Here is a 19,408-nt window from a genome sequence, read left to right as displayed (position 1 = left end):
GGTCCGCAGCGAGGGGGCGGTCCGCTGTCCCCCGATCAGACGGTGCGGATCGTGCTCGTCGCTCCGAGGGCCCGTCCACGACGGCGTTCGATGGCGCGTCCGACGGCCAGGAGCGCCACGCTGACCAGGGCGCCCAGGGTGGTCTGCGCGACGCGGTCGAGTGCCAGCAGCTCGGGCGCCTCGGGCACGCTGAGCCACGACACGGCGAGCGCGAGCGGGGTCAGGAACAGCAGGCTGACGGCGTAGTTCCGCGCGACGAAGACCTCGGCGAAGAACTGCCCGACGACCGCGATCACCACGATCCACCACAGGCCCGGCTCGAGCAGCAGGATCCCCACGGCGATGACGGTGCCGCCGATCGTGCCGACGAAGCGCTGCAGGGCACGAACAACGGTGTGGCGCTGGCGGAGCGCAGGCAAGGTCGACACCACGGCGATGACGGCCCAGTACGGGTGGCCGAGCCCGGGGAGGACCTCGGCGATCGCCCCCGCGACGAGCGCTCCGACGACGTTGAGTGCCACGGTCTCCCACAGTGCCGGGGTGCGCAGCACGGCCAGGGACCGCTGCTTGGGTTCGGCGAGCGGGCGGAACCGGTGTGGCGCTCGGGGGTGGCCGACCCGCCGGACGACGGCGCCGGACATCGCGACGAGCCAGGCCCACATCACCGAGCCCAGTACGATCGCGGTCACGACGGGCAGGTCGGCCGGCCGCAGGGGCACGAGTGCCGACACGACGAACGCGAAGGTCGGGAAGATCGGTTGCGCGGGGATCGTGCGCAGCGCACTGAGGGTGCCGACGGCGACCACCAGCACGACGACGAGTCCGACCGCCTGCAGCCAGAGCGCGGCGCCGGCCATCGAGACGGCGATCCCTGCGAACATGCACAGGGTCTGCAGGGCGCCGGCGACGCCCGTCGTGACGGCCCGCTGCCGGTACGGCTCGGTCTGGCCGAAGATCGCGGTGAAGCCGGCGAACATCGCGAAGGCCGCGTACCCGGGCATGCCGAGCGCGACGAGCAGCGCGAGCGGGACGCCGCCGGCGACGGCGGCGCGCGCGGCGCCCTCGAGGTTGACGGTGCGCAGGGAGTGCGGGGGTGTCGGCATACCCGACCATCCTCCCACCGCGACACCTGTCGGCGAACGTCGGTCGAGCCTCCACGCCGGTCCGTCGTTGGTATACCAACGGTGCTAGCATCGTCGGACGCGAAGAAGGGCAGGACCGTCATGGGCAGGACGCTCGCCGAGAAGGTGTGGGACGACCACGTCGTGGTCAAGGGTGAGGACGGCAACCCCGACCTCCTGTACATCGACCTGCACCTCGTGCACGAGGTGACGAGCCCGCAGGCGTTCGACGGCCTGCGGCAGGCAGGGCGGCCGGTGCGCCGGCTGGACCTGACCATCGCGACCGAGGACCACAACACCCCGACCCTGGCCATCGACCGGCCCATCGCCGACCCGACCAGCCGCACCCAGATCGAGACCCTGCGCCGCAACTGCGCTGAGTTCGGCGTGCGGCTGCACTCTCTGGGTGACAAGGAGCAGGGCATCGTGCACGTCGTCGGGCCGCAACTCGGACTGACCATGCCGGGCATCACGGTCGTTTGCGGGGACTCGCACACCTCCACCCACGGGGCGTTCGGGGCGATGGCGTTCGGCATCGGCACGAGCGAGGTCGAGCACGTGCTCGCCACGCAGACGCTGCCGCTCAAGCCCTTCAAGACCATGGCCGTCACGGTCGAGGGCACCCTGCGCGACGGGGTGACCGCGAAGGACGTCATCCTCGCGGTCATCGCCCAGATCGGCACCGGCGGTGGGCAGGGCTACGTGCTCGAGTACCGCGGCTCGGCGATCCGTGCGCTCTCGATGGAGGGGCGCATGACGATCTGCAACATGTCGATCGAGGCCGGTGCCCGCGCCGGCATGGTCGCCCCCGACCAGACCACGTACGACTACGTGCAGGGCCGAGACCACGCGCCCACCGGTGCCGACTGGGACCAGGCCGTGGCGTACTGGGACACCCTGGCCACCGACGACGACGCGGTCTTCGACGCCGAGGTCTTCATCGACGCCGACACGCTCGAGCCCTTCGTCACCTGGGGCACCAACCCCGGTCAGGGTGTGTCGCTGTCGCAGACGGTGCCCTCGCCCGCCGACTACGCCGACCCCAACGACCGCGCCGCGGCCGAGCGGGCGCTGGAGTACATGGACATCCAGGCCGGCACGCCGATGAAGGACATCGCCGTCGACGCGGTGTTCATGGGGTCGTGCACGAACTCGCGCATCGAGGACCTGCGGGCCTTCGCCTCGGTCATCAAGGGCCGCACCAAGGCCGAGGGGGTGCGCGTGATGGTGGTGCCCGGGTCCGCCCGTGTCCGGCTCGAGGCCGAGGCCGAGGGGCTCGACAAGGTGTTCACCGACTTCGGCGCCGAGTGGCGGTTCGCCGGCTGCTCGATGTGCCTCGGGATGAACCCCGACCAGCTCGCGCCGGGGGAGCGCTGCGCCTCGACCTCGAACCGCAACTTCGAGGGCCGCCAGGGCAAGGGCGGCCGCACCCACCTGGTGTCCCCGCTCGTGGCCGCCGCGACCGCCGTGCGCGGCACGCTGTCCAGCCCGTGGGACCTGACACACGACGAAGCCGTCCTCGAGGGAGCGCACTGATGGACAAGATCACCACGGTCACCGGGATCGCCGCGCCGCTCAAGCGCTCGAACGTCGACACCGACCAGATCATCCCCGCCGTGTACCTGAAGCGCGTGACGAAGACCGGGTTCGAGGACGCGCTGTTCTCCGGCTGGCGCCAGGACCCGGCGTTCGTGCTGAACCAGCCCGAGTACCAGGGCGCCCAGGTGCTCGTCGCCGGGCCGGACTTCGGCACCGGCTCGTCCCGCGAGCACGCCGTGTGGGCGCTCCGCGACTTCGGGTTCCGAGTGGTCGTGTCGCCGAAGTTCGCCGACATCTTCAAGGGCAACGCGGGCAAGCAGGGCCTGGTCACCGCGATGGTCACCGAACCGGACGTCGAACGGCTCTGGGCGGCGATCGAGGCGTCCCCGGGCATCCAGGCGACCGTGGACCTCGGTACCCAGCGCGTGTCGCTGGGCGATGTGGACGTGGCTTTCGAGATCGACGCTTACACTCGTTGGCGGTTGATGGAAGGGCTCGACGACATCGGGCTCACCCTCCGTGACGAGACCTCGATCACGGAGTTCGAATCCCGCCGGGCAACTTGGCGGCCGAAAACATTGCCGGTGAAGTAGTGAACTCTCTCGTACAGGACGCAGCAGCAGCAGGGGCACGCGTGGGACTCAAGTCAGACGAGATCGTCATCCGCGGTGGCAAGCCGCTGGTCGGACGCATCGAGGTCCGCGGCGCGAAGAACCTCGCGACGAAGGCGATGGTCGCATCGCTCCTGGGCGACACCCCGTCGATCCTCAAGGACGTGCCGGACATCTCCGACGTCAAGGTCGTCCGCGCGCTGCTCGAGGTGCACGGTGTGCGCATCACCGATCCTGCACGAGGCGAGCTCATCCTCGACCCGTCGAACGTCGAGTCGGCGCACTTCGCCGAGATCGACGCCCACGCCGGCTCGAGCCGCATCCCGATCCTGTTCTGCGGCCCGCTGCTGCACAAGCTCGGCGAGGCCTTCATCCCCGACCTCGGTGGCTGCCGCATCGGTGACCGCCCGATCGACTTCCACCTCGACGCCCTGCGCGCCATGGGTGCCGTCGTCGACAAGCAGATCAACGGCATCCACATCACGGCCCCGAACGGCCTCAAGGGCGCCAACATCGAGCTGCCCTACCCGAGTGTGGGTGCGACCGAGCAGGTCCTGCTGTCCTCGACCCTGGCCGAGGGCGTGACCGAGCTGCGCAACGCCGCGATCGAGCCCGAGATCATGGACCTCATCGCGATCCTGCAGAAGATGGGCGCGATCATCACGGTCGAGCCGAACCGCACGATCTTCATCGAGGGCGTCAAGACGCTCCGCGGCTACACGCACCGGGCGATCAACGACCGCAACGAGGCAGCCAGCTGGGCCTCCGCAGCACTCGCGACCAACGGCGACATCTTCGTCGAGGGCGCGAAGCAGCAGGAGCTCATGACGTTCCTCAACGTCTTCCGCAAGGTCGGCGGCGGGTTCGACATCCAAGAGGACGGCATCCGGTTCTACCGCGAGCTCGACGTCCTGAAGCCCGTCGTCATCGAGACCGACGTGCACCCCGGCTTCATGACCGACTGGCAGCAGCCGCTCGTCGTCGCCCTGACCCAGGCCGAGGGCCGCAGCGTCGTGCACGAGACCGTCTACGAGAACCGTTTCGGCTTCACCGACGCCCTGAACGAGATGGGTGCCGACATCGTCGTGCACAAGGAGGGACTGCCCGGGCACGACCGCCGCGTCGCGCGTCGTCCGTTCGAGCAGGCCGCCGTCGTCACCGGTCCGACCAAGCTGCACGGCGCGAACGTGCGCGTGCCCGACCTGCGTGGCGGGTTCAGCCACCTCATCGCGGCGCTGACCGCCGAGGGCGAGTCGCACATCACCAACGTCGGCATCATCAGCCGCGGGTACGAGCACTTCATCCCGAAGCTGCGGAAGCTCGGCGCGGACTTCGACTTCGCAGGCTGACGTGGCCACCGACCACGGCGCGACGCCGGACGATGCCGCGCGCCCGGTGCGTGGCGACCTCGACGTGGTGACCACCGGGCTGCCGAACCCCGGCCGCCGGTGGAAGCGCGGCGAACCCAACGTCGCCTTCCGCATCACGGCGGTCGCCGTCATCCCGCTGTTCCGGTGGGTGTCGGCGTACCGCTGGCACGGCCCGAACCGGTTGCCCGAGCACGGCGCGTTCGTGGTGGCACCGAACCACTACACGAACATCGACCCGCTGGTCGTCGGCACGGCCGTGTGGGTCAGTCGGCGCCTGCCGCGCTTCCTGGCCAAGGCCTCGATCTTCCGCGTGCCCGTGGTCGGCAAGCTGATGACCGGTATGGGGCAGATCCCCGTCGAACGCTCGGGACGCACCCGGCTCAACGATCCGCTGGGCGGTGGACGCAGCCTGGTCGAGCAGGGCGGCGCGGTGATCGTCTACCCCGAGGGCACCCTGACGCGCGACCCGGACCTGTGGCCGATGCGCGGCAAGACCGGAGCGGCCCGGATCGCGCTCGAGAACGACGTCCCGCTCATCCCGATGGCCCACTGGGGCACGCAGCGGATCATGCCGCGGTACTCCAAGAAGCTCAACCTGTTCCGTCGCGCCCACGTCGACGTCGTGTTCGGCACGCCGATGGACCTCTCCGCGTACCGGGGTCGTCCACTCGACGCCAAGCTGCTCAACGAGGTCACCGACAAGCTGATGGCCGAGATCACCGCGCTCGTCGAACAGCTGCGTGGCGAACGGGCGCCAGCGGTGCGCTGGGACCCGACCGCGAACAACCAGAAGGAGACCGGCAGGTTTGAGTGACGCAGCCGACCGGACCGGCGTGTCCGGCCTCCGACCGCACGACGACCACCCGGACCCGACCGCCGCTGCCCGCGGCGCCGTCGACACCGCGGCGATCCGCGTGGTCATGCAGTCCACGGACAAGCCCCGTGTCGCCGTCATTGGCGCCGGCAGCTGGGGGACCACGTTCGCGAAGGTCCTGGCCGAGGGCGGCGCCTCCACCGTCGTCTGGGCCCGCCGGCCCGAGGTAGCGCGCGAGATCACCGAGACCAAGCGCAACTCCGAGTACCTGCCGGGCATCAACCTGCCCCGGACCCTGACGGCGTCGACGTCGCTGGCCGCGGTGCTCGACGGCGCCGAACAGGTCTACGTCTCGGTGCCGTCGCAGACCCTGCGCTCGAACCTCGCCGCGATCCGCGAGCTGCTGCCCGCCGGTGTGCCCGTCGTCAGCCTGATGAAGGGCGTCGAGAAGGCCACGGGCCTGCGCATGAGCGAGGTGCTGCTCGAGGGCCTGGGGATCGACCAGGACCGCATCGCCGTCGCGAGCGGCCCGAACCTGGCGCTCGAGATCGCCCGCCGCCAGCCCACCGCGGCCGTCGTGTCGTCGACGAGCGCGGACACCGCCAGCGCGGTGGCCGCCGTGGCGACGAACCCCTACTTCCGGTCGTTCATCAACACCGACGTCATCGGCACCGAGTTCGGCGGGGTCCTGAAGAACCTGATCGCCGTCGCGATCGGCATCGTCGACGGGGTCGGCTACGGCGAGAACACCAAGGCGTCGATCATCACCCGCGGACTGGCCGAGATGACCGAGTTCGCGGTGTCGCTCGGCGCGCAGCCGTCGACGCTGTCCGGGCTCGCGGGCCTGGGCGACCTCATCGCGACGTGCCAGTCGCCGCTGTCGCGGAACAACACCGCGGGTCGGCTGCTCGGCCAGGGGTACCGCTTCGACGAGGTCGTGCGGCAGATGAACCAGACCGCCGAGGGACTCGCATCGGTCGCACCGATCCTGGCACTCGCCGCGGCGAACGGCGTCGACATGCCCATCGTGGGGCAGGTGGCCGAGGTCCTCGCCGGTAGGCTCGATCCGCGCAACATCGCGCCGCACCTCACCGAGACCGACGAGCCCCAGGGCGAGTGACCGGTCCGACCACCCGGACTGGAGCGCCCATGAGCGAGAACGCCCCCGCCACCACCGTCGTCGTCGTGCTGTTCGGCGGCCGGTCGAGCGAGCACGAGATCAGCTGCGTCACCGCGGGCGGCATCATGGACGCCGTCGACCGCGGCGCGTACGACCTCGTGCCGGTCGGCATCACGAAGGACGGCGCGTTCACGCTGCAGCCCGACGACCCCGCCCGGTGGGCCCTGGTCGGCCAGCAGCTCCCCGTCGTGCCGGACAACGGCACGCGCGTGCGGTTCCCGTCCGCTGCCGAACCCCGCGCGCTGACCGTCGAACACCCCGACGGCTCCACGACCACGGTCCCCGTCGACATCGTCTTCCCGATCCTGCACGGACCGTTCGGCGAGGACGGCACCGTCCAGGGCATGCTCGAGACCGCCGGGCTGCCCTACGTCGGCGACGGGGTGCTCGCGAGCGCGCTGGCGATGGACAAGCACGTCGCCAAGGCCGTGCTCGAGCACGCCGGCCTGCGCGTCGCCCCGTGGACCACCGTGCTGCGCCGCGAGTGGATCGCCGACGAGCTCGGTGTCGCCGAGACGATCGCCGCGCACGGGTGGCCGCTCTTCGTCAAGCCCGCCCGCGCCGGCTCGAGCATGGGCGTCTCGCGCGTCGACGGTTCGGACGAACTGGCCGCCGCGATGCACCTGGCGTTCGAGCACGACACCAAGGTGATCGTCGAGCCCCGCGTGGTCGGCCGCGAGGTCGAGGTCGCGGTGCTCGAGGGCCGCGACGGCGTGCCGCGCACCAGCCTGCCCGGCGAGATCGTCGTGGCCGAGGACGGCTTCTACGACTTCGCGGCCAAGTACCTGGGTGGGGACGAGCAGCTGCTGTGCCCGGCACCTCTGACCGCGGCGGAGACCGACGTGATCCGCTCGATCGGTGCTCGCGCGTTCGAGGCGATCGGCGGCTCCGGGCTCGCCCGCGTCGACTGCTTCCTGACCGACGACGGCTTCGTCGTGAACGAGGTCAACACGATGCCGGGCTTCACCCCGTTCTCGATGTACCCCCGTTGCTGGGCCGCGTCCGGCGTCAGCTACCCGGAGCTCGTGACCGAGCTCATCGAGCTGGGACACGCCGCGGTCCGCTGACCGCACCGCGCGCGCCTGTGGCTGGGTGCGTGTCGGCTGTCGCGCCTCTTGTTGCGCCTCATGTCCGGTGGGTGGTCGCGACACCCCGTGCGGTGTGCGTCGACCGGTCAGCATCCGTCGGTTCGCTCGCTGGTGACCGACGGATCGTGACCACTCGGCGGAGCTGAGCGGGGTGTCGTGCCCGGTCGGAAAGCCGGCTGGCCGGGCCCGTGGCGGAAGCTGGTGCGTCAGCCGTTGACGTCGGACGGGTCGAGGCACCGGTGACCGTCCTTCGGCAGGGACGCGACGGCCGTGCCGATGTCCTGCAGCACCTGGTCGGTGGTCTTGGTCGAGTCGATGACGACCTGCACCGCCGGGTCACGGCCGAACGTCGTGTAGACGATCCGCTTGCCCTCGTCGTCGCGGATCCAGTCCACCGTGCCCTTCGTGAAGCACGGCAGGTCGGAGACCGTCGGCACGGCGACCCCGCAGCGGTACAGCGCCGCCGACGGGTCGCCCCACGCGGCGGTCGCCTGGGCGTTCGTGTTGCGCAGGGCGTACTTCGTGTCCACGGTGTCCGGCAGGCGGACCTGGGCGGTGGCGCACGCGGCGGCGTTCGCGGACGGGGCGGCGGTCATCGCGACGGCGTTCGTGCACCCGGTCAGCGCGGCGGCGACCAGGACGGTCACGCCCAGGGCGACGAGGGTGCGGCGTGCGGCGGACATCGGTGTCCAGGCTACCGTTCTCGTGTGGACGCGACGGACGAACGGACCGGACCGGTGGACGCCTGGACGGGGCCGACGGTGGGGGAGCTCGGGGAGTTGGTCGTGCTCGACCGCGTGACCGCGCGGCTGCCGTCCGGGGCGCCGATCGTGGGCCCCGGGGACGACTGCGCCGTGGTCGCGGCGCCCGACGGACGCTTCGTCGTCACGACCGACATGATGGTGCACGGGCCGGACTTCCGGTGGGCGTGGTCGACGCCCGAGGACGTCGGCTGGAAGGCGGCCGCGACGAACCTGTCCGACGTCGCGGCGATGGGGGCGGTGCCGACCGGACTCGTCGTCGCGATCGCCGCACCGCAGGACACCCCCGTGGCCGTGCTCGAGGGCATCGCGGACGGGTTCCGTCTGGCGGTCGACGCACTCGCTCCCGGGTGCGGTGTCGTCGGCGGTGACCTGTCGACGTCGTCGGCGTTCACCCTGGCGGTGACCGCGTTCGGCGACCTGCAGGGCCGGGCGCCGGTGCTCCGCTCGGGTGCTCGCGTCGGGGACGTGCTGGCGGTCGCGGGTGAACTCGGCGAGGCGGCGCGTGGGCTCGGGCGGTTGTTCCGCTTCGGGGTCGACGCCTCCGGGGTGCCGTCCGCCGAGGCGGTGCGGGTGAACGACCTGGATGCTGACCCGACCGTGGCACGGCAGCGTCGCCCGGTGCCGCCGATCGACGGCGGGGCGGGTGCCGCACGGGTCGGCGCGACGGCGATGCTCGACCTGTCCGACGGACTCGCCATCGACGGCGGCCGTCTGGCGCGTGCGAGTGACGTCACCCTGGCGCTCGACGCCGACGCGGTGCAGGACGACGTCGCGCTGCACGGCGGCGAGGACCACGGACTGCTCGCGACGTTCCCCGCGGACGTCGCCCTGCCGAGCGGCTTCCGGCGGCTGGGCGTGGTGGTGCAGCGTGGCGCCACCGACGTCCTGCTCGGGGACCGACCCGTGCCGACGACGGGGTGGGACCCCTACGCCGACTGGGACGGCGCTGCGGGCTGAGGGCGCCACGCCGGGTCGAACGCCGCGGGAGCCGCGGGCGCCGCGTGCGCTGCGTGCACCGCAGGTGCTGCGGGCTCGGGCGCTCAGGCCTCGGACGCCACGGCTTCCCACGCCACGGTCTCGCCGTAGCTGCGCTTGCTGAACGGCGCCAGGCCCGCGGGCCAGGTCGGCTCCGGGGACCGTTTGCTGCGCTCGACGACGACCACGGCGTCCGGCGTCAGCTTCGGCGCGAGGGTCGCGAGCACCTCGGTGAGCTCGGTCTCGGGGACGTCGTACGGCGGGTCGATGAACACCAGGTCGAAGGTGCGCACCGTGCCGCGCAGGTAGCCGAGCACCGGCTGCGGGTACACGTCGATCCGCACGCCCTTGACGCGCTGTTGCACGGCACGCGCGTTCTCACGACAGACGGCCGCCGCTGCCGGAGCGCGGTCGACCAGCACGACCTCGACCGCGCCGCGCGACGCCGCTTCGAGCCCGAGCGCCCCGGTCCCCGCGTACAGGTCCGCCACCGAGGTGTCGTCCACCAGCCCGCGGGCGTCGAGCGACGAGAACAGTGCCTCGCGCACGCGGTCGCTGGTCGGGCGGGTGCCCGACTTCGGCACCCGGAGCGTCAGGGAGCCGGCGGCGCCGGCGATGATGCGGGTCATGCTGCAACCGTAGCGGCCGCAGGCGGTCCCACCGGAGTTGTCCACAGGGCCGCCGGACAGCGTTCTCCACAGGCCGGCCGGGAGGCTCGGGGCACGTCGGCCGTGACGGGTACCGTTGCCGTGTGGTCACCTCCAGAGCCGCCGCACCGGCGGACGCGCCCTCCGACACCCCCGACGGGGTCGCTGGCGCCGCGGTGCCCGCTCGGACCGAGTGGGGCCCAGCTCCGCTCGACACCCGGCTGGCCACGGTGCTGGGCGGTCGGACCGCGAAGGCCGTCGAGAAGGCCTTCGGTCACCGCACGGTGGGGGAGTTCCTCGAGCACGCGCCCCGGCGGTACGCCGAGCGCGGGGCACTCACCGCGCTCGACTCCCTGGCGATCGGCGAGTCGGTGACCATCGTGGCCGAGGTGGTCGACGTCCGAGAACGCACGATGCGGCAGCGGCGCGGCTCGATCCTCGAAGCCAAGATCGGCGACGGCAAGGGCCTGCTGACGCTGACGTTCTTCAACCAGGGCTGGCGCACGAAGGACCTGGTGGTGGGTGCCCGCGGCATCTTCGCCGGCAAGGTCGGCGACTACCGCGGCGCCCGGCAGCTGGCGCACCCCGACTACGAGCTCTTCGACGACGACGACCCCCGGGCCGCGGCCGACCCCGAGTCGGACGAGGCGATCCGGTTCTCGCAGCAGCCGATCCCGATCTACCCGGCGACGGCCTCGCTGTCCTCGTGGCAGATCGCCAAGGCCATGGCCGTCGTGCTCGACACCCTGCCGGACATCGCCGACCCGATCCCGTCCTCGGTGCGCACACGGCTGGGCCTGGTGCCGTTCCGTCGCGCGCTCGAGCTGCTGCACCGCCCCGAGAAGGTCGCCGACTTCAAGCGTGCCCAGGACGCACTGCGGTACCGCGAGGCGTTCGTGCTGCAGACCGCACTGGTCCAGCGGCGGATCGCGGCCCGTGCCACCGCCTCGACGTCGCGCACCGCGTCACCCGGCGGCATCCTCGAACGGTTCGACGCCATGCTGCCCTTCACCCTGACCGACGACCAGCAGAGCGTCGGGGCCGAGATCGCGCACGACCTGGCCGGGTCGTGGCCGATGCACCGGCTGGTGCAGGGCGAGGTCGGCTCGGGCAAGACCCTGGTGGCGATCCGGGCGATGCTCACCGTGGCCGAGTCCGGCGGGCAGTCCGCGCTCATCGCGCCGACCGAGGTCCTCGCCGCGCAGCACCTGCGGTCGATCGTGAAGTTCCTGGGCCCCGACCTGGCGGCCGAGCTCCGTCCCGTCATCCTGACCGGCTCGCAGTCCACCGACGAACGACGGCGCGCGTTGCTGGCCGCTGCCTCCGGCGGGTCGCGGTTGGTCGTCGGCACGCACGCGCTGCTGGGCGACCGGGTCGACTTCGCCGAACTCGGGCTGGTGGTCGTCGACGAGCAGCACCGGTTCGGGGTCGAACAGCGCGAGGCCCTGCGCACGAAGGGGCAGACCCCGCCGCACGTGCTGGTGCTCACGGCGACGCCGATCCCGCGCACGGTGGCCATGACCGTGTTCGGCGACCTCGACGTCTCCACCATCGCGGGCATGCCGTCCGGACGCGCCGGTGTCGAGACCCACGCGGTCGGCCTCGCCGAGCACCCCGGGTGGGAGCCCCGCATCTGGACGCGGATGGCCGAGGAACTCGGCACGGGACGGCAGGCCTTCGTGGTCTGTCCCGCGATCGACGAAGCGCACGCCGAGGACGACGGCCCTGCGCTGGTCCGCGAGCAGGAGGCTCCCGACGGCGACGACGAGGCACCGAAACGCGCGCCGGCGACCGTGCTGGCCACCTCGGACCGCATGCGCACGATGCCCGTGCTGCAGGGGCGCCGGATCGAGGTCCTGCACGGCCGGATGTCCGGCGACGAGAAGGACCGCGTGATGACGGCGTTCGCGGCCGGCGACGTCGACGTCCTGGTCGCGACGACCGTGATCGAGGTCGGCGTGGACGTGCCGAACGCGTCGATGATGGCGATCCTCGACGCCGACCGCTTCGGGGTCTCGCAGCTGCACCAGCTGCGCGGCCGCATCGGCCGTGGCCAGTGGCCGGGCGTGTGCCTGCTCGTGACCACCGCCGAGGCCGACACCACCTCGCGCGAGCGTGTCGACGCGGTGGCCGCCTCGGACGACGGCTTCGAACTCGCCCGGGTCGACCTCGAGCTCCGGCGTGAGGGCGACGTGCTGGGCGAGCGGCAGTCCGGTGGGCGGTCCTCGCTCAACCTGCTGCGCGTCGTCCGCGACGCCGACCTGATCATGGACGCACGCGAGGAAGCCGAGCGGCTACTGGAACGCGACCCGGGCCTCCAGGACCAGCCGGAGCTCCGCGCCGCGCTGGCCCGGCGCCTCGACGAGTCGGACGCCGCGTTCCTCGGCAAGAACTAGCAGAGCCCGGTTCGGTATCGTCGCTGCCATGACGCAGATCGCGGTGGTCCCCGGCTCCTTCGACCCCGTGACCCTGGGGCACCTCGACGTGATCGGGCGCGCGGCCGGGCTGTTCGACGAGGTCCACGTGCTCGTGGTGCACAACCCCGACAAGAAGACCGCGATGTTCGACGCCGTCGACCGCGTCCGGCTCATCGAGGAGTCCCTGGCCGAGGTCGGTGCACCGGAGAACATCCGGGTCGGGGAGTGGACGGCTGGGCTGCTCGTCGACTACTGCCGCCAGGTCGGGGCCTCGGTCCTGGTGAAGGGCGTGCGCTCCGGCGAGGACGTCGCCTACGAGACCCCGATGGCGATCATGAACCGGCACCTGGCGAACGTCGAGACGGTGTTCCTGCTGCCCGACGCCGCACGGGCCCACGTGTCGAGTTCGCTCATCCGCCAGGTCGCCAGCCTGGGCGGCGACGTCACGCCGTACGTGCCCGCGGTGGTCGGCGAGGCGCTCCGTCGGCGCCTGGGCTGACGACGCGCGCGCCACGCCGCTCCTCGACGTCTGCTCTGGTCCGCGCTAGGATGGTCGATCGTGTCTTCCCCCGTGAACAGCCCCTACGCCCTGCGCGTGCGTGACCTCGCGCACCGCCCGGGCGAGATGCGCGAGCACACGCTCGACATCACCGTCCCCGAAGCCCTCGGTGCCGGTGTCGTCGCGGTCCAGGAAGGCGCGGAGATGCACATCGAGCTCCGGCTCGAGGGGCTCCACGAAGGGGTGCTCGTGTCCGGGCACGCCTCGGCCGAGGCCACCGGGCAGTGCTCGCGCTGCCTGATCGACATCGCCGAGCCCGTCGAGGTCGATTTCGCCGAGCTGTTCGCGTATGATCCCTCGGAGGATTTCGACTTCCATGTTCACGAAGACCACGTGGATTGTGAACCGGTCGTTCGAGACGCGGTGGTGCTGTCGCTGCCGTTCCAGCCGGTCTGCCGACCGGACTGCCCAGGACTCGACCCGGTGACGGGTGAGCGACTGGCAGATCTGGGTGATCGCCCGGCGTCCGCGCCGACCGATCTCCGCTGGGCCGCGCTCGACGGACTCACGTTCGACGAGACCGACCGCACCTCCACCGACTGACCACCGACCAACCGAAAGAGAACCACCATGGCCGTTCCCAAGCGCAAGCAATCCCGTGCCAACACGCACGCCCGTCGTTCGCAGTGGAAGGCCGCGCCGGTCCAGCTCGTGAAGACGATCGAGAACGGTCAGGTCACCTACAGCCTCCCGCACCGCGCGAAGGTCGTCGAGGACTCGGCCGGCACCCCCCTGTACATGGAGTACAAGGGCCGCAAGGTCGCCGACGTCTGAGTGACGACACGCATGAAGGCGACGTCCGGTTCCGCGGGGTCCAACCCCGTGGGGTCGGACGTCGTTCGTCTGCAGGCCCTGCTGGGCGTGCAGGTCGACCCTGAGCTGCTGCAGCTCGCCCTGACCCACCGCTCGTTCGCGTACGAGCACGGCGGGATCGGGCACAACGAACGCCTGGAGTTCCTCGGGGACTCCATCCTCGGCCAGGCCGTCACGGTGAAGCTCTACCGCGACTTCCCGCACCTCGACGAGGGCGACCTGGCCAAGCGCCGGGCGAGCCTGGTGTCGACGGTCGCGCTGGCCGAGATCGCCCGACTGATCGGCCTGGGCGCCTACGTCCGCCTGGGCAAGGGCGAAGAGCTCACCGGCGGCCGCGACAAGTCCTCGATCCTGGCCGACACCGTCGAAGCCGTCATCGGTGCGACCTACCTGTCCGCCGGTCCCGACGACGCCACCGCGCTCGTCCTGCGGCTCGTGCAGCCGCTGCTCATCGACCCGGACCGCTTCGGTGCCGCGATGGACCCGAAGACCAGCCTGCAGGAACTGGCTTCGTCGCTCTCCCTCGGCAACCCCGCCTACCGCGTGACCGAAGAGGGCCCTGACCACGACAAGGTCTTCCACGCGACCGTCGTGCTGCAGGGCGAGGACATCGCGACCGGCTCGGGCACCAGCAAGAAGACCGCCGAGATGGCCGCCGCGCTCGACTCGTGGACGCGCCTGTCCGGCCGCACGATCGACACCCCGGCCGTCCTGCCCGCCGAGGCCTAGGGCGTGCCGGAACTCCCCGAGGTCGAGGTCGTCCGCGCCGGCCTCGAACCCGCCGTCAGCGGCGCCCGCATCACGGCGGTCCAGGTCGTCGACGAGCGAGCCCTGACCCGGCACGACGGCCCCGGCGAGGACTTCGCGCACCGGTTGACCGGGCGCACGATCCAGGCGGCCGTCCGCCGTGGCAAGTTCCTGTGGATGCCGCTCGACGACGCTGCCGACGGACCCGAGGCCCTGGTCGCGCACCTCGGCATGAGCGGTCAGATCCTGCTCGGCCGCGATCGACCGGCCGCCAGGCATCGTCGGATCCTGCTGCAGGTCCAGCCTGCGGGCACCACCCGCGACGGCTTCCCGGAGTCGCCGGTCGAGCTGGAGTTCGTCGACCAGCGGACGTTCGGCTCGATGGCGATCGACCGCATGGTGCCGACCGTCGACGGCGCTCCGGCCGGATCAGCGGGGGGCGTCGACCTGCAGCAGCCCGACGCCGCGTGGCGACGACGCATCCCCGGCCAGGTGTCGCACATCGCCCGCGACCCGCTGGACGCCGCCTTCGACGACGCCCGGTTCGTCCAGATGGCCCGGAAGCGCTCGAGCGGCATCAAGCGCGTGCTGCTCGACCAGGGCGTCATCAGCGGTATCGGCAACATCTACGCGGACGAGTCCCTGTGGGCGGCGAAGCTCCACCATGACCGCCCCGCCGACCGCCTGCCCCGGGCGACCGTGCAGCTGTTGCTCGACGAGGTGCGGAGCGTGCTGCGACGGGCCCTCGAGGACGGCGGCACGAGCTTCGACGCGCAGTACGTCAACGTGAACGGGCAGTCCGGGTACTTCTCGCAGCGCCTGAACGTCTACGGGCAGCAGGGCAAGCCGTGCCCCCGGTGCGGCACCACGATCGTCCGCGAGGCCTTCATGAACCGCTCCAGCCACCGTTGCCCCGTGTGCCAACCCAGCCCGCGCCTCCGCACGCGCTAGCCTGACGCCCAGCACCGCCCGAACAGCGAGCCACGAGCCACCCGGAGCACCACCGGACCACCGGAGACCGCATGTACTTGAAGAGCCTGACCATCAAGGGGTTCAAGTCCTTCGCGCAGCCGACGACGTTCGCATTCGAGCCCGGTGTCACGTGCATCGTCGGCCCGAACGGCTCGGGCAAGTCCAACGTCGTCGACGCCCTGGCCTGGGTGATGGGGGAGCAGGGCGCGAAGACCCTGCGCGGCGGCAAGATGGAGGACGTCATCTTCGCTGGCACCTCGACCCGCGGTCCGCTCGGTCGGGCGCAGGTGATGCTGACGATCGACAACACCGACGGGCTGCTGCCGATCGACTACAGCGAGGTGACGATCGCGCGCACCCTGTTCCGCAACGGGGGCAGCGAGTACGCCATCAACGGTGAGAACTGCCGTCTGCTCGACGTGCAGGAACTGCTGAGCGACACCGGTCTCGGTCGCGAGATGCACGTGATCGTCGGGCAGGGGCAGCTCGACAAGGTCCTGCACGCCACCCCGGAGGACCGCCGCGGCTTCATCGAAGAGGCCGCGGGGATCCTCAAGCACCGCCGGCGCAAGGAGAAGACGCTCCGCAAGCTCGAGGCGATGCAGACCAACCTGACCCGGTTGTCCGACCTGGCGGGGGAGATCCGCCGCCAGCTGAAGCCGCTGGGGCGGCAGGCCGAGGTGGCGCGCAAGGCCCAGTCGGTCGCCGCGGTCGCCCGTGACGCCAAGGCCCGCATCCTGGCCGACGACGTGGTCCGCCTGCGCCGCGAACTCCACGAGCACCAGGAGGTCGAGGCCGGCCGGAAGTCCGAGCGCATCGTCCTGACCGAGCGGCTCGACCAGACCCGGGCGCGCCAGCAGCACGTCGAGCAGAGCATGGTCGGCGACGACGTCGACCGGGCCCGCACCGTGGTGCACCGGCTCGAGAGCGTCCAGGAACGCCTGCGCGGCCTGTCGAGCCTGGCGAACCAGCGGCTGATGTTCCTGGCGCAGCAGGCCGACGCCCCGCAGCAGGGCCCGACCGTCACCGCCGAACAGGTCGCGGGTGTGCGGGACGAGGCCGAGCGCCTCGACGCCAGGGCCACGGCGATGGCCGGGGACCAGACTGCCGCCGCCCAGGCGGTGCAGCGCGCCCGTGCCGAGCTCGACGCGCTCGACGAGCAGATCGCAGCCCAGGCAGCGCAGGTGTCCCAGCACGACCTCGACGCGCAACGACTCGCCAGCGCGGTGGAGGTCGCCCGGTCGCGGCGCGGATCCGCCGTCGCCGACCGCGAGCGTCGTGAACGCGCGCTGACCGAGGCGACAGACCGTGCCCGTGCCGCACAGGCCGCGCTGGCCGAGGTCGGACGGGACCCGTCCGTCGACGCCGACCCCGAAGCACTCCAGCGCGCGCTCGAGGCCGCCCGCGCGCGGCTCGAACAGGCGCAGACCGCACGGGACGCCGCGCGCGACCGACTGCACACCCTCGAGCGTGAACGCGACGCCCTCGACGCCCGGGTCGCTGCGCTCGGCATGTCGATCGACGTGCGCGACGGTTCGCAGGCGCTCATCGATGCCGGGCGTGCCGGGATCACCGGTCGCCTGGCCGACCAGCTCACGGTGACGCCCGGGTGGGAGAGCGCGATCGCCACGGCCCTGGACGGCCTGGCCGACGCGGTCCTGGCGGACGACCGAGCTGTCGCGCTCGACGCCGTCGCCCACGCCCGCGCCGCCGACATCGGGCGCATCGACGTGGTGGTCGCGGATGCCGGAGCGTCGAGGACGGACACGCCCGTCCCCGAAGGCGTCCGTCGCGCGCTCGACCTGGTGTCCGGGCCGCCGGCGTTGTCCGCGGTGTTGGCCGACACCTTCATCGCCGAGACAGACGACGTCGACCTCGACGCGGTGCTCGCCGCGGCGCCGCAGGCGACGGTCGTGACCCGCTCCGGTGACCTGGTGCGGGCCGTCCGCGTGACCGGCGGTGGTGAACGGACCACGTCCCGCATCGAGCTGGTGGCCGAGCGCGACGATGCGGTGGCCCGGCGCGACGCGATCCGCAGCGATGCCGAGGACGCGGCCACGAGCCTCCAGGCTGCGCGCACCGCGACGGACGAGGCTCGACGCCAGGCGGACGACGCCGACCGTGCCAGCCGCGCGTCGGCGGCGGCGGCAGCGGAGTACGACCGGCGCAGCGCGAGCGTGCGGGCGGGGGCGGAGAACGCCGCGGCCGAGGTGGCGCGCCTGCGCGCGGCCCTGGCCGAGACGGACGGTGCCGTCGAGGCCGCCGACGCGCAGCTGGCCACCGCTGAACAGGCGCGTGACGCACACGCTGCCGGACCACGTCCGACGGTCGACGCCTCGGCGCGGCCGGCGTTGCTCGACGCGCTGGAGCAGGCGCGCGCCGCCGAGATCGAGCAGCGCATCCAGGTCGAGACCGTGCGCGAGCGGGCACGGTCTGAGCGGACCCGCGCCGACCAGCTGGACCGGCAGCTCGAGGCCGAGCGTGCTGCGGCCGAGGAGGCCGCGCGGCTCGCGGTGATCCGGCGGGCGCAGATCGCGACAGCCGAGAGCGTGCTGGCCGACCTGCCGGCGGTGCTGGGCGCCGTCGACCGGTCGCTCGCGGACGCCCGGGTGCAGCTCGCCACCGCCGAGTCCGAGCGGTCCCGGCGCAACACCGAGCTGCAGACGATCCGCAACGAGGAACGCGAGCTGCGGGACCGGCTGCAGTCGATCACCGACGGTGTGCACTCGCTCGAGATGGAGATCTACGAGAAGAAGCTGCACGTGTCCGGCGTGCTCGACCGTGCGCAGAGCGAGCTCGGGCTGGTCGAGGCCGTCCTGGTGGCGGAGTACGGCCCCCACGTGCCGGTGCCCGTCGACGTGCTCATCGACCCGAGGGTCCTGGCACGGCGGCACCGGGATGCCGAGCGGGCCGCGGCGGCGATGCAGTCCGGCGCCGAGGCGGCGGCCGATGCGGTGGCTGACGACCTCGACGCAGATGGCGTCGACGAGGATCTGCCGGAACTCGCCGTCGAGTCCACCCTGCCCGGCGGCCCGGCGCTGCCCGAGTTCGACGCGACGGACGACGTCGACCCCGCCGACGTGGCGACCGTGCCGTACGACCGACAGGAGCAGGAACGACGCCTCAAGGCCGCCGAGCGCGACCTCGGGCAGCTCGGCAAGGTGAACCCCCTGGCGCTCGAGGAGTTCCAGGCGCTCGAGCAGCGGCACGCGTTCCTGACGGAGCAGCTGGAGGACCTGCAGAAGACCCGCACCGACCTGATGACCATCATCGACGAGCTCGACCAGAAGATGCAGACGATCTTCGAGTCCGCGTTCAACGACACCCGGGACGCCTTCGACGAGGTGTTCCCGATCCTGTTCCCGGGCGGCTCGGGGTCGATCACGCTGACGGACCCGACGAACCTGCTGGCGACGGGCATCGACGTGCAGGTCCGGCCCGCCGGCAAGAAGATCGACCGGCTGACGCTGCTGTCCGGCGGCGAGCGGTCCCTGGCGGCGGTGGCGTTGCTCGTGGCGATCTTCACCGCCCGGCCGTCGCCGTTCTACATCATGGACGAGGTCGAGGCAGCGCTCGACGACGCCAACCTCGGTCGGCTGCTGACGGTGTTCGAGCGGCTCCGCGAGACCTCACAGCTCATCGTCATCACGCACCAGAAGCGCACGATGGAGATCGCGGACGCGCTGTACGGGGTGTCGATGCGCCAGGACGGCGTCTCCGCGGTCGTCGGGCAGCGCGTGCAGCGCCGCGAGCCCGAGCCCGCCGACGCGGCCTGACGGCGGCGGCGGCCG

General features: G+C 71.9%; 17 protein-coding genes. 14 read left to right on the top strand and 3 right to left on the bottom strand.

Annotated elements, in window-relative coordinates:
• Positions 1–35: 35 nt before the first annotated feature.
• Entirely contained in the window at positions 36–1,103 is a 1,068-nt protein-coding gene (locus ACLBWP_RS15600; RefSeq protein WP_447655849.1) for an FUSC family protein, read from the bottom strand.
• A 120-nt stretch (positions 1,104–1,223) separates the two neighbouring features.
• On the opposite strand from ACLBWP_RS15600, the gene leuC reads away from it, so the two are divergent.
• From leuC to ACLBWP_RS15570, 6 genes are all read left to right on the top strand, one after another.
• The gene (leuC, locus tag ACLBWP_RS15595) at positions 1,224–2,657 is read left to right on the top strand and encodes a 3-isopropylmalate dehydratase large subunit (protein WP_243561900.1); all 1,434 of its coding nucleotides are present in this window, start codon (positions 1,224–1,226) and stop codon (positions 2,655–2,657) included.
• Positions 2,657–3,253 (top strand): 3-isopropylmalate dehydratase small subunit, encoded by a 597-nt coding sequence (gene leuD, locus ACLBWP_RS15590; protein WP_447655848.1) that lies wholly within the window; start codon positions 2,657–2,659, stop codon positions 3,251–3,253. The genes leuC and leuD overlap by 1 nt, the downstream gene beginning before the upstream one ends.
• Positions 3,253–4,620, top strand: a complete 1,368-nt coding sequence (gene murA / locus ACLBWP_RS15585; RefSeq protein WP_243561902.1) for a UDP-N-acetylglucosamine 1-carboxyvinyltransferase — start codon at positions 3,253–3,255, stop codon at positions 4,618–4,620. Before leuD ends, murA begins: the two co-directional genes overlap by 1 nt.
• Position 4,621: 1 nt before the next feature.
• Positions 4,622–5,455, top strand: coding sequence for a lysophospholipid acyltransferase family protein (locus tag ACLBWP_RS15580; protein WP_243561903.1), 834 nt, complete (start codon positions 4,622–4,624; stop codon positions 5,453–5,455).
• A gap of 106 nt (positions 5,456–5,561) precedes the next feature.
• The gene (locus tag ACLBWP_RS15575) at positions 5,562–6,575 is read left to right on the top strand and encodes an NAD(P)H-dependent glycerol-3-phosphate dehydrogenase (protein WP_243562122.1); all 1,014 of its coding nucleotides are present in this window, start codon (positions 5,562–5,564) and stop codon (positions 6,573–6,575) included.
• A 29-nt stretch (positions 6,576–6,604) separates the two neighbouring features.
• Positions 6,605–7,702, top strand: coding sequence for a D-alanine--D-alanine ligase family protein (locus tag ACLBWP_RS15570; RefSeq protein WP_447655847.1), 1,098 nt, complete (start codon positions 6,605–6,607; stop codon positions 7,700–7,702).
• A gap of 227 nt (positions 7,703–7,929) precedes the next feature.
• Here the strand turns inward: ACLBWP_RS15570 and ACLBWP_RS15565 are convergent, their stop codons facing one another.
• Entirely contained in the window at positions 7,930–8,406 is a 477-nt protein-coding gene (locus tag ACLBWP_RS15565) for a DUF3515 family protein (RefSeq protein ID WP_243561905.1), read from the bottom strand.
• A 24-nt stretch (positions 8,407–8,430) separates the two neighbouring features.
• Between ACLBWP_RS15565 and thiL the strand changes: the two genes are divergently transcribed.
• Positions 8,431–9,444, top strand: a complete 1,014-nt coding sequence (gene thiL / locus ACLBWP_RS15560) for a thiamine-phosphate kinase (protein ID WP_447655846.1) — start codon at positions 8,431–8,433, stop codon at positions 9,442–9,444.
• Between the two features lie 83 nt (positions 9,445–9,527).
• Here thiL and ACLBWP_RS15555 read toward each other — a convergent pair whose 3' ends face one another.
• On the bottom strand, positions 9,528–10,091 hold the full coding sequence (locus ACLBWP_RS15555; RefSeq protein WP_447655845.1) for an RsmD family RNA methyltransferase: 564 nt from the start codon (positions 10,089–10,091) through the stop codon (positions 9,528–9,530).
• 194 nt (positions 10,092–10,285) lie between these two features.
• On the opposite strand from ACLBWP_RS15555, the gene ACLBWP_RS15550 reads away from it, so the two are divergent.
• From ACLBWP_RS15550 to ACLBWP_RS15520, 7 genes are all read left to right on the top strand, one after another.
• Positions 10,286–12,505 carry an ATP-dependent DNA helicase RecG gene (locus tag ACLBWP_RS15550; RefSeq protein WP_447655869.1) on the top strand — a complete coding sequence of 740 codons (2,220 nt, stop codon included), beginning with the start codon at positions 10,286–10,288 and terminating at the stop codon, positions 12,503–12,505.
• A gap of 28 nt (positions 12,506–12,533) precedes the next feature.
• Positions 12,534–13,025, top strand: coding sequence for a pantetheine-phosphate adenylyltransferase (gene coaD, locus ACLBWP_RS15545; protein ID WP_243561908.1), 492 nt, complete (start codon positions 12,534–12,536; stop codon positions 13,023–13,025).
• A 60-nt stretch (positions 13,026–13,085) separates the two neighbouring features.
• A complete protein-coding gene (locus tag ACLBWP_RS15540) occupies positions 13,086–13,628 on the top strand; it encodes a YceD family protein (RefSeq protein ID WP_447655844.1) in 543 nt (180 codons plus the stop codon).
• 27 nt (positions 13,629–13,655) lie between these two features.
• Positions 13,656–13,859, top strand: a complete 204-nt coding sequence (gene rpmF, locus ACLBWP_RS15535) for a 50S ribosomal protein L32 (RefSeq protein ID WP_056126067.1) — start codon at positions 13,656–13,658, stop codon at positions 13,857–13,859.
• A 12-nt stretch (positions 13,860–13,871) separates the two neighbouring features.
• Positions 13,872–14,627, top strand: coding sequence for a ribonuclease III (rnc, locus tag ACLBWP_RS15530; RefSeq protein ID WP_447655843.1), 756 nt, complete (start codon positions 13,872–13,874; stop codon positions 14,625–14,627).
• Positions 14,628–14,630: 3 nt separating this feature from the next.
• The gene (mutM, locus tag ACLBWP_RS15525; protein ID WP_447655842.1) at positions 14,631–15,596 is read left to right on the top strand and encodes a bifunctional DNA-formamidopyrimidine glycosylase/DNA-(apurinic or apyrimidinic site) lyase; all 966 of its coding nucleotides are present in this window, start codon (positions 14,631–14,633) and stop codon (positions 15,594–15,596) included.
• A gap of 71 nt (positions 15,597–15,667) precedes the next feature.
• Positions 15,668–19,393 carry an AAA family ATPase gene (locus ACLBWP_RS15520; RefSeq protein ID WP_447655841.1) on the top strand — a complete coding sequence of 1,242 codons (3,726 nt, stop codon included), beginning with the start codon at positions 15,668–15,670 and terminating at the stop codon, positions 19,391–19,393.
• Positions 19,394–19,408 lie beyond the last annotated feature (15 nt).

The sequence above is a fragment of the Microbacterium sp. M1A1_1b genome, assembly GCF_053345565.1.
The sequence above is the reverse complement of the archived record's forward strand: the minus strand, read 5'-3'. Positions and strand labels throughout refer to the sequence as shown.